At 62.6% G+C, this 16,980-nt stretch carries 10 protein-coding genes; 4 read left to right on the top strand and 6 right to left on the bottom strand.

Annotated features, from left to right (window positions below):
* Window positions 1-271 precede the first annotated feature (271 nt).
* From DEJ54_RS08845 to DEJ54_RS08835, 3 genes are all read left to right on the top strand, one after another.
* A complete protein-coding gene (locus DEJ54_RS08845; RefSeq protein ID WP_113154239.1) occupies window positions 272-3,805 on the top strand; it encodes a histidine kinase dimerization/phospho-acceptor domain-containing protein in 3,534 nt (1,177 codons plus the stop codon).
* Window positions 3,806-3,985: 180 nt separating this feature from the next.
* Window positions 3,986-5,044 (top strand): Fe(3+) ABC transporter substrate-binding protein, encoded by a 1,059-nt coding sequence (locus tag DEJ54_RS08840; protein ID WP_113154238.1) that lies wholly within the window; start codon window positions 3,986-3,988, stop codon window positions 5,042-5,044.
* 96 nt (window positions 5,045-5,140) lie between these two features.
* Complete coding sequence (locus tag DEJ54_RS08835) at window positions 5,141-6,838, top strand: iron ABC transporter permease (RefSeq protein ID WP_113154237.1); 1,698 nt, start codon at window positions 5,141-5,143, stop codon at window positions 6,836-6,838.
* Window positions 6,839-7,099: 261 nt separating this feature from the next.
* On the opposite strand, the gene DEJ54_RS08830 is transcribed toward DEJ54_RS08835, so the two are convergent.
* Window positions 7,100-9,058, bottom strand: coding sequence for an acetoacetate--CoA ligase (locus DEJ54_RS08830; RefSeq protein WP_113154236.1), 1,959 nt, complete (start codon window positions 9,056-9,058; stop codon window positions 7,100-7,102).
* Window positions 9,059-9,382: 324 nt separating this feature from the next.
* Between DEJ54_RS08830 and DEJ54_RS08825 the strand changes: the two genes are divergently transcribed.
* Entirely contained in the window at window positions 9,383-11,242 is a 1,860-nt protein-coding gene (locus DEJ54_RS08825; RefSeq protein WP_113154235.1) for an AsmA family protein, read from the top strand.
* 133 nt (window positions 11,243-11,375) lie between these two features.
* Here the strand turns inward: DEJ54_RS08825 and DEJ54_RS08820 are convergent, their stop codons facing one another.
* From DEJ54_RS08820 to DEJ54_RS08800, 5 genes are all read right to left on the bottom strand, one after another.
* Window positions 11,376-12,200, bottom strand: a complete 825-nt coding sequence (locus DEJ54_RS08820) for an ABC transporter permease (RefSeq protein ID WP_113154234.1) — start codon at window positions 12,198-12,200, stop codon at window positions 11,376-11,378.
* A 2-nt stretch (window positions 12,201-12,202) separates the two neighbouring features.
* The gene (locus DEJ54_RS08815) at window positions 12,203-13,114 is read right to left on the bottom strand and encodes an ABC transporter permease subunit (RefSeq protein WP_113154233.1); all 912 of its coding nucleotides are present in this window, start codon (window positions 13,112-13,114) and stop codon (window positions 12,203-12,205) included.
* Between the two features lie 6 nt (window positions 13,115-13,120).
* Window positions 13,121-14,260, bottom strand: a complete 1,140-nt coding sequence (locus tag DEJ54_RS08810; protein WP_113154232.1) for an ABC transporter ATP-binding protein — start codon at window positions 14,258-14,260, stop codon at window positions 13,121-13,123.
* A 25-nt stretch (window positions 14,261-14,285) separates the two neighbouring features.
* A complete protein-coding gene (locus tag DEJ54_RS08805; RefSeq protein ID WP_113154231.1) occupies window positions 14,286-15,383 on the bottom strand; it encodes a polyamine ABC transporter substrate-binding protein in 1,098 nt (365 codons plus the stop codon).
* 120 nt (window positions 15,384-15,503) lie between these two features.
* The gene (locus tag DEJ54_RS08800; RefSeq protein ID WP_245447760.1) at window positions 15,504-16,871 is read right to left on the bottom strand and encodes a glutamine synthetase family protein; all 1,368 of its coding nucleotides are present in this window, start codon (window positions 16,869-16,871) and stop codon (window positions 15,504-15,506) included.
* Window positions 16,872-16,980: the final 109 nt, after the last annotated feature.

Raw genomic sequence — 16,980 nt, 5'->3', positions numbered from 1 at the left:
TTGTGCATTGCAACATCTTTGCTGCACTGCAACATAGCCATCGCTATAACCGTCGCTGCAATTAACCAATCGCGGAGAATTCGCAGCATCGGGGCCTTAGAGTTTGTGGACCTCGCGGCCACATGCTTTTATTAATAAGGCGTTAACATCGTTATCGGGATGCCGCGTTCTGCGGTTGAGGATGGCAGCCCGATGCTGTTTGAAACGATGCGGTTCTCCCGGCCAGCGATTCCCGGCCGGGCGCATACAGGATAATTGTTGGCTCGTTTGAATGGCGTCTGTCTCATACTCCTTCGTTGACATTGCGGTGCTGGACCGGGTGCGTGAGCGCTTCGCAGCGGGCGATGCGCTGCTCGTTCTGTCGCGCACGCTCGACACCGTGATCTGGGCGAACGGCCCCGGCGCGGCCCTGATCGGCTATCGCAACATCGAAGAGGCCATCGGGGCCGAGAGCAATCTTTCGGCAACGACCCGCCGGCAGATCTCCGCCACGCCCGGCTTCCCCCGCATTTCAGGAGAACGCACGGTTGGCACACGGCTTGGCCGCGGCATGCGCGCGCCGGTCGTCAATCTGGAAGCATCCACGATTTCCCTGCCCGGCGGCGAGCAGGCCATTCTTCTGGCCCTCAAGGCCACATCCATGCGCATGCGCGACGATGCCTTCCGCGCCACGGCGGCGGTTGAGGGCTTCGATGCGGCAGACCAGTTTGCGGCGCTCGTCGATGAGAACGGCCTCGTCGCAGCCTCCTCCAGCGGCTTCCAGAAACTCGGCATCGAGCGCGAGACCCTGCGCGCGCTCGTTGACGAAGTGCGCGACGAGACGGATCGCCTGGTCAAGCGCATGGTCGAAGGCGGCGCGCGCCAGCGCCCCGCCGCCATTGCCAAGCTGACCGACGAGCCGGCATGGCACCTTCTGGTCGTGGTGGACGAACAGAACGCGCCGCTTCAGGAAGCGCCTGCTGCTCCGACTGTGACGACCACGCCCGACGACGCCCCCTCCCCGCTCGTGGAAGAACCGGCTGCGGATGCTCCGGCGGCGCAGACCACAGCGTATGACGATGCGCCGGCAGAGACACAGGCGACCGAAGCGGACGTCGCGTCTGCACCGATTGCGCCCTCTGCCGCGCAGGTAAACAACGTCGCCTCCACCATGGAGATGGTAGAGCCCGAAGCGCAGGAGCCCACAAAGACGCCGCAGCGCGAGCGCCCGAAGGGGACCGTGCGTTTTGCCTGGCGCACCGATTCGGAAGGCCGCTTCACCGCCCTGTCCGACGCCTTTGCCGAGGCCATCGGGCCAGCGGCAGCCGACGTGATGGGGCGACGCTTCCGCGATGTTTCGAATGCCTTTGGCCTCGATCCCGATGGCCGCATCGCGACCCTTCTGGAGCGCCGCGACACCTGGTCCGGCCGCACCGTCATGTGGCCGCTGGAAGGCACGGACCTGAAAGTTCCCGTCGACCTTGCAGCCCTGCCGATCTATGGCCGCGGCCGCGTGTTCGAAGGCTTTCACGGATTTGGCCTTGCCCGCATGAGCGACGCCGTAACCGATCCCGAGGGCATCGGGCTAGTGCTCATTCCCGGCGCGCCGCTTCCGACCCGTCCTGTGGAGAGTGCCGAAACGCCGCCTGCACCGGAAGCCGAGGAAGAGCCAGTCGTTGGAGCACCCTTTGACGCTGACTTGCACGACGCCCCTGCGGACGAGGCGGAAGAGCCCACCGCTGCGGAAACCGAAGGCGAGCCGGAAGCACCCGTCAAGATCATCAATCTCTCGGAGCACCGCACCGCGCCTGCGAAGGAAAACGGACTTTCGCCGAGCGAAGCAACGGCCTTCCGCGAGATCGGCGCACGTCTGCGCGAAAACAGCGGGCAGACTTCCGATGCCGACAAGGTCGCGGCATCTGAGACGACAGACGAAGCACCTGTTGAAGACCAGCCCGCCGCCCCCGCCGTCAAAGGCACGGTAACGGAAGACAGCGCACCAGAAGCAGAAGCAGAAGCGCCGTCACACGAAGCCGAAGAGGCAGCACCCGACGATATCTCTGCAGAAACAAACGAGCCGGTAGCGGAAAGCGCCGCTGAGGACGAAACGCCGGTTGAGGACGTTCACGCGCCTGAGCCTGAACTGACGGCAGACGACGGGGCATCGTCTTCAGGCGAAGCCGCGCATCCCGAGACGACCGAAGCAGTGGAAGCAGTCGAAGGAGCCGAAGCCCGGGCGGCGGCAGAAGAAGCGGCGACGCCCGTTTCCACCGCCCCGGCTGTCCCCTCGGCCTTCTTCGAGAAATCCGCCGATGACCGGGAAGAGACCAGCCTTCTGGCCGGTCTCCCGTTGCCGATCCTCATCCATGCCGGCGACACGCTGCACTTTGCCAATCGCGCCTTCTTCGACCTGACCGGCTATGCCGATCTGGACGCGCTTGAAGAAAACGGCGGCATTGGAGCTCTCTTCCCCGAGAGCTACGAGGTTTCACACACGCCGGCAGACGCGCAGGCACTCACGCTCAAGACGGCGCAGGGCGTCGAGCATGATGTGCATGCGCATCTGCAATCCGTGCCATGGCGCACGGGCAAGGCCCTTCTGCTCGCCCTGCAACCGGTGGAAGCCGAAACGGCAGAGCCTGCGCAGGAAGCCTTCGCCGCACCGCTTTTGAGTGAAGCTCCGGCGGAGACCGGACAGACTGCTGAATTGCAGATGCATCTGGCCGAAATGCGCGCCATCGTCGACACGGCGACCGACGGCGTTGTCATCATCGACAATGACGGCCATGTGCGCTCCACGAACCAACCGGCCGAAGCGCTGTTCGGCTTCGATGGTGAGGATGTGGCGGGCAAGCCCTTCACGGCCCTCTTTGCCATCGAGAGCCAGAACGCCGTGCGCGCGCATCTGGAAAGCCTTTCCGACAATGGCGTTGCGAGCGTTCTGAACGACGGGCTGGAAGTCATCGGCCGTGAAGCGCAGGGACGCTTCATCCCGCTGTTCATGACCATTGGCCGCCTGCCGCACGAAAGCGGTTTCTGCGCGGTTCTGCGCGACATCACCCAGTGGAAGCGCGCCGCCGAGGAACTGACCCAGGCGCGCGCCGAGGCCGAACGCGCCTCCTCCCAGAAGACCGAGTTTCTTGCCCGCGTCAGCCATGAGATCCGCACGCCGCTCAACGCCATTATCGGCTTTTCCGAGCTGATGATGGACGAGAAGTTCGGCCCCATCGGCAATGACCGCTATCGCGACTATCTTCGGGACATCAACCGGTCCGGCAATCACGTGCTTGATCTGGTCAACGATCTGCTGGACATCTCCAAGATCGAGGCCGGCGAGCAGGAAATGCACTATGAGGCCGTCTCGCTGAACGACATTCTGGGCGAGACCGTCGCCATGATGCAGCCGCAGGCCAACCGCGAGCGCGTCATCATCCGTTCGAGCTTCGCCTCCAACCTGCCCGATGTGGTGGCCGATCCGCGCAGCGTGCGTCAGATCGCCCTGAACCTGCTCTCCAACGCGGTTCGCTACACCGCTGCCGGCGGCCAGGTGATCGTTTCCACCGCCTACAGCGCGGATGGAGCCGTCGTCATGCGGGTGCGCGACACCGGCATAGGCATGAACCCGGCGGAAGTCGAGGAAGCGCTGAAACCCTTCAAGCAAATCAACAGCTTGAAGCGCAAGCGCGGTGACGGAACCGGGCTCGGCCTGCCACTGACCCGCGCCATGGTGGAAGCCAACCGCGCCGCCTTTGCGATCCATTCGGTTCCCGGCGAAGGCACGCTTGTCGAGGTTTCGTTTCCGCCGACGCGCGTTCTTGCCGATTAGGCCTGCCCGCCCGGAAAATACGGAAAACATGATAATCGCAGTTTAGAATACTTCTAAACTTATGATATTGCTTGCATTTTCCTTGACGGTCGCGAAAATTTTTACGACAAGCCTCCTCGCTGGATGGTCAAACCCAGCACTTTCCATGGGACCTTGAACCCCACAGGCTAGGAGACAGAAATGCTGACCAAGAAATTACTCGCAGCCCGCGCAGGTCTCGCCGCGCTTGTTGCTGCCGGATCGCTCGCCGCCACGCTTCCTGCCGCACAGGCCGAAGGCACGGTGAACATCTATTCCTACCGCCAGCCCTTCCTCATTCAGCCGCTGCTCGACGCCTTCACCGAGAAGACCGGCATCGACACCGAAGTCCTGTTCCTCAACAAGGGGCTTGAAGACCGCATCGCAGCCGAGGGTTCCAACTCCCCCGCCGACGTGATCCTCACCGTGGATATCGGCCGCCTGATGAACGCCAAGGAAAAGGGCATCACCCAGTCCGTCGAGGACGAGACGGTGAATTCCGAGATTCCCTCCGAGTTCCGTGATCCGGAAGGCCACTGGTTCGGCGTCACCACGCGCGGCCGCGTGATCTATGCTTCCAAGGACCGCGTCGAGCAGGACACGATCACCTATGAAGAGCTCGCCGATCCCAAGTGGAAGGGCAAGATCTGCATGCGCAGTGGCCAGCACAACTACAACATCGCGCTGTTCGCCTCGATGATCGCCCATCACGGCGAGGAGAAGGCCGAGGAGTGGATGAAGGGCCTGAAGGCCAATCTGGCCCGCAAGCCGAACGGCAATGATCGCGGACAGGCGCAGGCCATCTTTGCCGGCGAGTGCGATCTCGGCATCGGCAACACCTACTATGTCGGCATCATGATGAACAACGACAAGGAGCCGGAGCAGAAGGAATGGGCCGATTCGCTCAAGGTCCTGTTCCCCAATTCCGGTGACCGCGGCACGCATGTGAACATTTCCGGCATGGCCATGGCCAAGCACGCACCGAACCGCGAGCAGGCTCTTGAGCTGATGCGCTTCCTGGGCAGCGCCGAGGCACAGGCGATCTACGCCGAGACCAACTATGAATATCCGGTCCTGCCGGGCGCGGAAGTCTCTGAAACGGTCCAGTCTTTCGGCGAAATCAAGCCGGATAGCCTGCCGCTCGCAGAGATCGCCAAGCACCGCAAGGCAGCCTCCGAGATGGTCGACCGCGTCGGCCTCGACGATGGCCCGGCCAGCTGATCTTTCCATGAACCGCAAAGCCGGGCCTTGTTCGAGGCCCGGCTTTTTGCTTTCTGCCGGAACGAGTAGCATATTCGAGTTCCGGTACACGGCGTCATGACATCCTATCACACACCGACAGCCCCGCTTCGCGAACGCCGCTTCCCCCGCATCCGGGGCGAGCGTCACGGCTTTGCGCTTGCAGGCAGCGTTGTCATCGCGCTTGCCGTTCTCCTGCCGATCGCCACGATCCTCTATGTGGCTCTGACCGGCTCCGGCGAGGCGTGGCCGCATCTTCTGCGCTATGTGCTTCCCCAGTCGCTCGGCACCACGCTTGCGCTGCTCGGGCTCGTGGCGCTTGGCACGTCCGTCATCGGCGTCGGGTCCGCATGGCTGGTGGTCGGCTATGATTTCCCGCTGCGCCGGCTTCTTGCCTGGGCGCTGGTCCTGCCGCTCGCCGTTCCCACCTATCTGGCGGCCTACGCCTTCGGCGAGTTCTTCCATTATGTCGGGCCGCTGCAGACGGCCGTGCGCAGCATTTTCGGCTTCACGAGCGCACGTGATTACTGGTTTCCGGACATCCGCTCCACCTGGGGCGCGGCGCTGGTGGTGACCTCCGTCACCTTTCCCTACGTCTATCTGACAGCCCGCGTCGTGTTCCTCATGCAGGGGCGCAACATCGCCGATGTGGCGCGCACGCTCGGCGCGCGGCCCTCGCGCGTGTTCTTCCGCGTTCTCCTGCCGGTGGCGCGCCCCGCCATCATCGCCGGCCTGGCTCTGGTCATGATGGAAACGCTGAACGATATCGGCGCGGTGGAATATCTGGGTGTGCGCACGCTCACCCTCTCCGTCTATTCCACCTGGCTCAACCGGGGCAGCCTGGAGGGCGCAGCCCAGATTGCGGCTGTCATGCTGATCATCGTCTTTCTGCTGCTGACGGCAGAGCAGTGGGCGCGGCGCAAACAGCGCTTCCACAGCGCCCGCGCCACACAGATGCATGTGCGCCCGCCGCGTGTTCCGCTCGCCGGCGCACGGGGCTGGCTGGCAACCTTCGCGCTGTCGCTTCCCATCCTGTCCGGCTTCGGCGTGCCGCTCTTCATTTTCGGCGGTTATGTCTCCCGCCGCCTCTACCAGTTCGCCGAACCGCAGATCCTTCAGGCTTTCCTCACCAGCATTGCGGTTGCAGGCGTGACGGCCCTCCTCACGGTCTTCATCGCGCTTCTTCTGCTCAATGCGATGCGCCTCTCCCGCTCGGGCTACACGATGGTTCTGGTGCGTCTTGCCTCCGTCGGCTACGCCCTGCCGGGCACGATCCTCGGTCTCGGCCTGCTCCTCTCTCTCGCCGCCATCGACAACACGGTCGACGGCGTTGTGCGCAGCTATACCGGTCTTTCGACCGGGCTCCTGCTCACCGGCACCGCCGCCTCCATCGTGATTGCCTGCACGATCCGCTTTCTGGCGCTCGCCGAAAGCGCGATCCGATCCGGCCTTGAAAAGCTGCCGCCCAATCTGGATCAGGCTGCCCGCAGCCTTGGCAAGACGGCAAACCAGAGCGCCTTCACCGTGCTCCTGCCGCTCCTGAAGCCGGCCATCCTGACCGCCGCCATTCTTGTCTTTGTCGACACGGTGAAGGAGCTTTCGGCGACCATCCTGCTGCGGCCCTTCGGCTTTCACACGCTGGCCACCCATGTTTATGAAAACGCCTCGCGCGGCGCGGTGGAAGATGGCGCGGTGGCCGCGCTGCTGATCATCGCAACGGCAATCGTTCCAGTCATTCTTCTGTCCGGCCCGCTCATGCGCGACCGCAACGCCTGACCGCAAAAAATCACGAAACACAGGCCAAAAAAAAGCGCCCGAAAGGGCGCTTGAAGGATCTTGTATGCTGTCAAAAACGGGGCTTGGCGAACATCTGTCTAACAGTCGGACCCTGTGTCCGGCTCGTCAAGTTAGCCGACACTATCGCGGCTATCTCTTAACAGAACCTTACCTGGTTACCGACAAGTTTACGCTTCTGTACCACCTGTGAATTCTCGGTAAATATCGGCTTTACCGATCCTTAACCATACGCCCCGCCCTTCAGCTGCGAAGAGCGGGAATATCCCGGTAGAGATCGAGCGCCTCGGGATTGGCGAGCGCCTCCTTGTTCTTCACCTCGCGGCCATGCACGATGTCCCGCACCGCGAGCTCGGTGATCTTGCCCGACTTGGTGCGCGGAATGTCGCTCACGGCCACGATGCGCGCCGGCACGTGGCGCGGGCTTGCGCCGGTCCGGATCTTGGTGCGGATCGTCTTTTCCAGCGCCGCGTCCAGCTCCACGCCCTCTGCCAGCCGCACGAACAGCACGACGCGCACATCGTCTTCCCAGTCCTGGCCGATGCAGATCGCCTCGAGGATTTCTGGCAGCTGCTCCACCTGATTGTAGATCTCCGCCGTGCCGATGCGCACGCCGCCCGGATTGAGCGTTGCGTCGGAACGGCCATGGATCACGATGCCGCCATGCTCCGTCCATTCGGCGAAGTCGCCATGGCACCACACATTGTCGAACCGGTCGAAATAGGCTGCGTGATATTTCTCATCCTTCGGATCGTTCCAGAAACCGAGGGGCATGGCCGGAAAGGCGCGCGTGCAGACAAGCTCGCCCTTGCCTTCGACAAGTGGCTTGCCCTCGTCGTCCCAGACCTCGACAGCCATGCCAAGGCCGGCAGCCTGGATCTCGCCAACCCAGACCGGGAGCGTCGGCACGCCGAGCACAAAACAGGACACAATGTCGGTGCCGCCGGAGATCGACGCCAGATGCACGTCCTTCTTGATCCCCTCATAGACGAAGGAGAAGTTCTCCGGCGCCAGCGGCGAGCCGGTCGAGGAGACCGTGCGAACGGTGGACAGGTCGTGGCTTTCCATCGGCTTCAGATCCGCCTTGCGGACCGCATCGATGAATTTGGCCGACGTGCCGAAATAGGTCATGCCCTCGGCATCGGCATAGTCGAACAGGACATTGCCATCGGGATGGAAGGGCGAGCCGTCATAGAGCAGAAGCGTGACTTCCGAGGCCAGGCCGCTCATCAGCCAGTTCCACATCATCCAGCCGCAGGTGGTGAAGTAGAAAAGCCGGTCGCCCGGCGCCAGACCGGCATGAAGACGATGCTCCTTCATGTGCTGAAGCAGCGTGCCGCCAGCCGAATGCACGATGCATTTGGGAATGCCCGTCGTGCCCGACGAAAACAGGATGTAGAGCGGATGCGAGAAGGGCAGACGCTCGAATGAAACCGGCGCAGCTTCATAGGCTGCAATCGCATCGCTGAACGCGTCCGCCCGGTCGATTTTTGCGGCGGCTTCCGTGGCGTTGCCCAGATAGTCCACGATCAGCGCCTGCTTCACGCTCGGCAGTTTTTCGAGCACGGCAGCCGTCTTTTCCGACACGTCGAACGACTTTCCGCCATACCAGTAGCCGTCCGGCGCGATGAAGATCGTCGGCTCGATCTGGCCGAACCGGTCGAGAACGCCCTGCGCACCGAAATCAGGAGAGCACGAAGACCACACCGCACCCAGAGAGCTTGCCGCCAGCATGGCTGCCAGCGTCTCGGGCATGTTCGGCATCATCGCCGCCACACGGTCTCCGGCTTTCAGGCCGCGATCCCGGAAGAGCTGCTGGAGCTTTGAGACCAGATTGCGCAGCTCGTCCCAGGAGAGACGGCGCTCGTCCTTGTCTTCGCCGCGAAACACCACCGCATCACCGTCACCGCTCTTGCGCAGGAGATTTTCGGCAAAGTTCAGCGTCGCGTCGGGAAAGAAGGAAGCCCCCGGCATCCGGTCGCCATCGACCAGTACACGCTTGCCCCTGTCGCCGATCACGCCGCAGAAATCCCACAGCAGCGACCAGAACCCCTCACGATCCTCGACCGACCAGGCATGCAGGGCCGCATAGTCGGGCAGGCGCTTTCCGGTCAGCGCTTCGGCGCGCTCCGCGAAAGCCGTAATCGGAGCTTCCTTCGTGCGGGTTTCGGATGGCGTCCAAAGCGGCTCGGCTGCACTCATGCTTTCCTCCTAAAGGCCTTTTCGGCAATCGCACCCCTTATGCATTTCCGCTCGTCCTGCGGCAATGGTCTCGTTTGAAACAGCGAGGCGACCCGGCCGTTTCCTTCCGTTTGCGGCATAAACCGGCAGAAAGCGGTGCAATATCCGGCAGACGCGCGACAAATCCTTGAATTGCCATACGCCATGTTTAAACCCGTAAGGAGTTGTGAGGTCGCGGTTTGTCGGCCTGATTGCGTCGTGCTTGACGCCAACCTGTGATAACAGCGTTTTGCACTGGCATCGGGCGTTTCAAACCGGTGCGCAAAGCGCCAGGGATGAGGTTCCATGCCCTCGCCGGCAGTAAAGAAAAGCATTTGGGCACTGGCCATTGCCGCTTTGATCGCGGTGGTGGTGATCCTGTGCCTGCCAATCCTGGCCTCAACCCAGATCGTCCGCGACAGCGTCGCCCAGCAGGTGAGCGCGTGGAGTGGATACCGCGTGCGGCTCGACGATGCGCCTGAAATCCGCGTCTGGCCCTCCTTCAAGGCCGTTCTGAACGATGTCGTCCTGTCCAACTGGAATGGCGACGGGCAACCCGCCGTCATGGAAGCAGAGCGGGTCGAGATCGACCTTTCGGCGCTGGCCGCCCTGCGCGGCGAAGTGGTGTTCACCAAGATCCGCCTCGTGCGCCCCGTGGTGCGGCTCGATGAGAGTGGCGGCGTCATGCGCATTCCGGCCATTCCGAAGTGGGGCAAGCTTGCTCAATCGGTCGAGGCAACGCGCGGCCTGATCCAGGCCAATCCGGCTGAACCCGACACAAGCGCCCTGCCGAACGACAGTTTCGCAACGGTGGAAATCGTGGACGGGCGCGTCATCGTGCTCAACGGCGTCAATCGCCCGCCGGTCTTGAGCAGCGTCACGGGAACGCTCAACTGGCCAGCCCTCGACCGCTCCGCAACGCTCTCCGCCAAGGGCATCTGGCATGGCGAGAGCATCGCCGTGGAAGCCTCCAGCGAAGAACCGCTGATCATGCTCGCCGGCGGCAAGACCAATGTTTCCCTCTCGGTCAACAGCGCGCCACTGACGCTCTCCTTCAAGGGACAGGCGGACATTGTCGGCAACGCCTTCCTGCATGGCACGCTGGAAAGCGCGGCCCCTTCCCTGCAGCGCGTTCTCGAATGGACGCTGCTTGAGGACTGGCCCGGCAGCACCATCAAGGCAGCCAAACTGAAAAGCACCATTACCGGCGACGCCACGCGCGTAAAGTTCGAGAATGCCGAATTCAATCTCGGCGACAGCAGCGCCCGGGGTGTGTTCGACATCGCCTTCACCGACCCGCACCCCACCGTTTCCGGCACGCTGGCTTTCAATGCGCTGGATCTGGGCGTGCTTCTGAACACGCTGGCGCCGGAGCCAGACACAGCCGCCCCACCGGCCGCCCCACCGGCCGCTCCGTGGGCGCGTGACCTGAACTTTGACCTGCGCCTTTCGGCAAATGAAGCCACGGCAGGTTCCGTCTCGATGACCGATATTGCCGCCACCGCGCAGGTTCGCGACGGGCTGGTGAGCCTCGACATTTCCGACGCCACCGCCTTTGGCGGCATGCTGCAGCTTGGCATTCGCCTCGACAGGGTGGAAGGCCACGATCAGGCAGAGCTTCGCATCACGGCTGAAAACCTCAATGGCGGGGCAATGGCCGAGAAGCTGCACCTCACCAGCTTCATGCCCAGGGCCCCTGGCTCCTTCTCCGTTTTCCTCAAAGGGAAAGGCGAGACGCTGGATGAAATCCTTGAGACCTCCGACGGCTCCATTTCAGCCAGTTTCGGCGAAGGCACCGTGCCCGGTCTCAACCTGGAATCCTTCCGCGAGCACAATGACAAGGGCTCCTTCTTCCCACTGACCGAGATCGCCGATGGCGAACTGGCCATCGACGGGGCGGAACTCAAGGCAACCCTTGCCGGCGGCATCGCATGGATCGACACCGCCGAGGCGAAGCTGGAGACGGGCGAGACCATCACTCTGGGCGGGCTCATTCCCTTCGCCGGTCGCGGCATCGCCCTTTCCGGCAGCATCTTGCCTCCCGACAGCGACAAGCCGGTTGATGAGAACGGCGAAGAGGCTTCTGAGGAAAGTGATCCCCGCGAGACCTTCTTCATCGGCGGCTCGTGGAACGCCCCGTTCATCGCACCGTTTCTGATCGAGTAGATCGCAGAGGACAAAGGCTCCCGACGCATCTGCTGCGGTGGCCCTGCGTAGCGAGCGGGGATATCTTCCCGCTCGACTGATCATCTCACATGAAAGAGACAGGCCCGCCCCATCCGGCCAACTCTACGCGTGCCTAGGCTGTGATGCGCGCGGCGGCCTGTTCGTCGCGGCGGCGCTGCACTTCCTGCCGCTTGGTGATGACGGAGGCGATGATCACGCCGGTCGCCACAATGCCGATCAGGATGGTGCAGACCGCATTGATTTCAGGCGTCACGCCCAGCCTGACCTGGCTATAGATCTTCATTGGCAGCGTGGTTGCACCCGGACCGGAGGTGAAGCTTGCGATCACCAGATCGTCGAGCGACAGGGTGAACGCCAGCATCCAGCCGGAAACCACAGCCGGCATGATGACCGGCAGCGTGACCTGAAAGAACGCCTTGAGCGGCGTTGCGCCGAGATCGAGCGCGGCCTCTTCCAGAGACTGGTCGAAGCTCATCAGCCGCGACTGCACCACCACCGCCACGAAACACATGGAAAAGGTGATATGCGCGATGGTGACGGTGAAGAATCCACGGTCGAAATTGATCGCCACGAAGAGCAGCAGCAGCGACAGGCCGGTGATGACTTCGGGCATCACCAGCGGCGCGAACACCATGCCCGAGAAGAGCAGCCGGCCGCGAAAGCGCGTGTAGCGGGTGAGCGCGATGGCCCCCATCGTGCCGAGCACGGTGGCGACCGTGGCCGAAAGGAAGGCGACACGCGCCGTCACCCATGCCGCGTCCATCAGGCCGCGATTGGAAAACAGCTCCACATACCATTTGGTCGAGAAGCCGGACCAGACGGTGACAAGCCGCGACTCGTTGAACGAGTAGACCACCAGAAGCACGATCGGCAGGTACAGAAAGGCAAAGCCCAGCACCAGCGACACGATGTTGAAACGTCCCCAGCTTCCAGCCATCTCTACCTCCCCGCCTCACGCGAGCGCGCCTGCGACCGCTGGAACAGCATGATCGGCACGATCAGGATCAGAAGCAGGATCACCGCCACCGCCGACGATACGGGCCAGTCGCGATTGTTGAAGAACTCGGTCCACAGCGTCTTGCCGATCATCAGCGTCTGCGAACCGCCCAGAAGATCGGGAATGACGAACTCGCCCACCGCCGGAATGAACACCAGCATGCAGCCGGCAACGACGCCCGGCAGCGAGAGCGGGAACGTCACCTTCCAGAACGCCGATGTGCGCGAGCAGCCAAGGTCGCGCGCAGCCTCGATCAGCGATTCGTCCATTTTCTCCAGCGTCGAATAGAGCGGCAGCACCATGAACGGCAGGTAGGAATAGACGATGCCGATATAGATGGCGGTCGTGGTGTTGAGGATGATCAGGGGCTCGTCGATAAGGCCGGTGAACATCAGGAACTGGTTGAGCAACCCCTCGGGCTTCAGAATGCCGATCCACGCATAGACGCGGATCAGGAAGCTGGTCCAGAATGGCAGGATCACCAGCATCAGAAGCGTCGGGCGGATCGCGGCCGGCGCGCGCGCCATGCCGTAGGCAATGGGATAGCCCACGGCCAGCGTGATCAACGTCGAGACGCCGGCGATCCAGATGCTCGACAGATAGGCGTTCGTGTAGAGCGGATCGTCCAGCAGCCAGAAATAGTTGCCGAAGGACAGTGTGCGGATCTTCTCGATCAACCCCGAAATACCGTCCGCCAGATCGAAGGCCGGCATATAGGGCGGCATGGAGAGCGCCGGTTCCGACAGCGAGATCTTGAAGACGATCAGGAACGGCGCAAGGAAGAAGACGAGCAGCCACAGATAGGGAACGGCAATGACCAGACGGGCCGCGATGGCGGAGAGGAAACGAGCCATCGCCGCCTACCGCGTCAGCACCACACCGGCATCCGCCGGGAAGGACACCCAAGCCCGGTCATGCCAGGTCAGAACGTCTTCCACCGCACGCCGCCGGTTGATGCTGCTGGCCTTGACGATGCGCCCGTCATCGAGCTTCACATGGTGGATGGTCATGTCGCCGAGATAGGCGATGTCCCAGACCTCGCCTTCCACCGCGTTCACCGCGCCATCCGGGCGATTGCGCGAAATGTCGATCTTTTCGGGCCGGACGGCGAACCAGACGGTCGCCCCCTGTTCGGCGCCCGCCCCGTTCATGACGGAAAGTTCGAAGCCGGATGCGTCGGCGATCCGCACCTTCTCCCGGTCGGCCGCCGTCACCGTTCCCTCGAACATGTTGATCGAGCCGACGAAGTCGGCAACGAAGCGCGAATTCGGCGCTTCATAGATTTCAGCCGGCGTTGCCACCTGGATGACCTTGCCCTTGTCCATCACCGCGATGCGGTCGGCCATGGTCATCGCCTCTTCCTGATCGTGCGTGACGACCATGAAGGTGAGGCCGAGATCATATTGCAGATCGATCAGCTCGAACTGGGTTTCCTCGCGCAGCTTCTTGTCGAGCGCGCCCAGCGGCTCATCCAGAAGCAGGAGCTTTGGCCGTTTCGCAAGCGAGCGGGCAAGCGCCACGCGCTGCCGCTGACCGCCGGAAAGCTGATGCGGCTTGCGCTTGGCGAAGGGCTCCAGCTTGACCAGTTTGAGCATCGCGGCCACGCGGTCGGCGATCTCGTCCGCCGGCATCCGGTCCTGCTTCAGACCGAAGGCGATGTTCTTCTCCACCGTCATGTGGGGGAACAGCGCATAGGACTGGAACATCATGTTGACCGGCCGCTTGTGCGGCGGAATGCCGGAAAGGTCCTGCCCGTCGAGCAGGATGCGGCCCGAAGTGGGCTGCTCGAACCCCGCAAGCATGCGCAGGAGCGTGGTCTTGCCACACCCCGACGCGCCCAGGAGCGCGAAGAACTCGCGCTCATAGGTGTTTAGCGACAGGTCATCGACCGCCGTGAAGTCACCGAACGTCTTGGTCACGTTCTCGAAAGAGATATAGGGCTTCGCCTGGGGGTCGGCCCAGGGCGCGAAGCTGCGACGTGTGCTGCCGAGCGACTTCATCGGCGGTCCCCTGCCCTGTAGCGCCTTACTGGCCGGTCACAACCTTGGTCCACATGCGCGTGACCTGACGCTGCGTGCGCATGTCGTAGGGCAGCGGAGCCTTGAGCTTGGCCATGGTAGCCTCATCCGGATAGACAGCCGGATCGCCGACCACCTCTTCGTCCATTTCCGCCTGGGCAGCCTTGTTGCCATTGGCGTAGACGACATAATTGGAAGCCTTGGCGATCACGTCGGGACGCATGATGTAGTTGAGGAATTCATGCGCCTCGTCGACATGCTTGGCATCGGCGGGAATGGCCATCTGGTCGAACCACAGCATCGCGCCCTCTTTCGGGATCGCATAGCCGACCTCGACGCCCTGATCGGCCTCCGCCGCACGGTCACGGGCCTGGAACACATCACCCGAATAGCCAAGCGCCAGGCAGATGTCGCCATTGGCCAGACCGTTGATGTATTCCGACGAATGGAACTTGCGCACAAAGGGGCGAACCGCCATCAGCAGTTCCTCGGCCTTTGCGAGTTCTTCAGCCGAAGGCGTGTTCGGCTCAAGACCCAGATAGATCAGTGCGGAGCGCACGACTTCACTGGCGGAATCGAGCATGTAGATGCCGCAGTCCTTGAACTTCGCTGCCAGTTCCGGCGTGAACATCACATCCCAGGTGTCGATCTTGGAAGTGCCAAGGATTTCTTCGGCCTTGCCGACATTGTAGCCGACGCCGGTGGTGCCCCACATATAGTTGATGGAGTACTCGTTGCCCGGATCGTAGACCGCAACCTGCTCGTTGATCATGTCCCACATGTTGGAGAGGTTGGGCAGCTTGTCCTTGTCGAGCTTCTGGAACACGCCGGCGCTGATCTGGCGTCCGAGGAACTCGCCCGACGGCACCACAACGTCATAGCCCGAACCGCCAGCCAGCAGCTTGGTCTCAAGAATTTCGTTGGAATCATAGACGTCGTAGACGACCTTGATGCCCGTTTCCTTGGTGAAATCCTCAAGGATGGAATCGTCGATATAGTCCGACCAGTTGTAGACATTGACGACGCGGTCCTGCGCGCCGGCAGCCGTGGAAACGGCAATCGCGGCGAGTGAGACGCAGGAAGCAAGAAGGGTCTTACGAAGCATGAAATCTCTCCCTTGGGGACTGTGTTTGCCGCGGTTCAAATCACCGCCGGCACCCGCATATTTGGGTTCAACCCTATTGTCGTTTCCAAACTGCGACAAGCGGGATTTTTCTGTTTCAGCTCAAAGATAAGTGGTGCGTTCGAGGGGCGTGATCTCGCTCCAGAAGGCGATGATTTCCGCCCGCTTCAAATCACGATAGACCTTTGCCAGAAGCGGCCCCAGCGCGCGCTCCATGAAGCCGCTTCTGGAGGCGAGCTGCAACGCGTCATCCATGTCGTCGGGCAGCTCACGGCCAAGATCCGCCGTCTCGTCATAGGCGCTTCCCTCGACCGGCGGCGGCGGCTTCGCGCCGCTCTCCATGCCCTCCATCATGCCCTGAATGATGGCGGCCATCACCAGATAGGGATTGGCGTCCGCGCCGGATATGCGATGCTCCACCCGGCGGTTCTCATCATTGGAAACCGGAATGCGCAGCGCCACCGAGCGGTTGTTCTCCGCCCACACCGCATGGGTCGGCGCGTAGGAGCCGGGTGTGATCCGGCGGAACCCGTTCCAGGTGTTGATGTAGAGAATGAGCGATTCCGGCATGGTGTCGATGAGCCCCGCCACCGCCGAAAGCAGCCGCGCCTGCCCCTCATCCCCCGCAAACACGTTTCGCCCCTCACCATCCAGCATGGAGGTGTGCACATGCATGCCATTGCCCGCATAATCGATGAAGGGCTTGGCCATGAAGGTGGCCGTCAGCCCGTGCGCACGTGCGCAGCCCATCACGATCCGCCGCAGGAGGATCACATCGTCAGCGGCCCGGAGCGGATCGGAGCGATGCTTGAGATTGACCTCGAACTGGCCGGGCGCCGCCTCCTTGATGATCGTGTCGATGGGCAGGTTCTGCGCGTCCGCCGCATCGCGGATCATGTCGAACAGCGCGGCGTTCTCGGCGAGATCGTCGAGCCCGTACATGCGCAGACGATCCGGCCCCTCGCCCGCCCCAAGCGGCGTCGACATGCCGGCGGCATCCTGCTTCTCGGGGTCGAGCAGATAGAATTCGAGCTCGAAGGCCGCCACGGGGAAGAAGCCGCGCGCATTGGCCTCGGCCACCTTGTGCTTCAGCACCTGGCGCGAATCCGCCATGAAAGGCTCACCCTCGGGGGTGAATGTCTGCAGGAGCACCTGCGCCGTCTTGCGCCTCGCCCATGGCACGATGGAAAGCGATCCGCGCGTTGCGCGGCAATAGCCGTCCTTGTCGCCGGTTTCGATGTGCAGGCCCGTCTCCTCCACCTCGCGCCCCCAGACATCGAGCCCGTGCAGCGACATGGGAAAATTCACGCCCTCCTGAAACGCCTTTTTGAGGCTGTCGCCCGGCGCCCACTTGCCGCGAATGACGCCATTGGGATCGACAATCAGGAATTCCACGGCCTCAAGGTCGGGATACTCCTCCACGAAGGAGCGATATTCGGCCTCGTGCTCGGGCGAGATGAAATCCCCCATCGCCTCCGCTCCGTCTGTTGAAATTCCTCCCCCGGACGCTGGCGCTACGGGAGAACTGTGCTTACGGTCGTGGTCGGTGACGCTTTCGGGACGATTCAAGATTGACCTG

Origin of the sequence: Nitratireductor sp. OM-1 (assembly GCF_003296175.1) — a bacterium.
GTDB classification, from domain to species: Bacteria; Pseudomonadota; Alphaproteobacteria; order Rhizobiales; family Rhizobiaceae; genus Nitratireductor; species Nitratireductor aquimarinus.
Note: the sequence above shows the minus strand (reverse complement) of the source record. Positions and strands in the feature narration are given on the sequence as shown.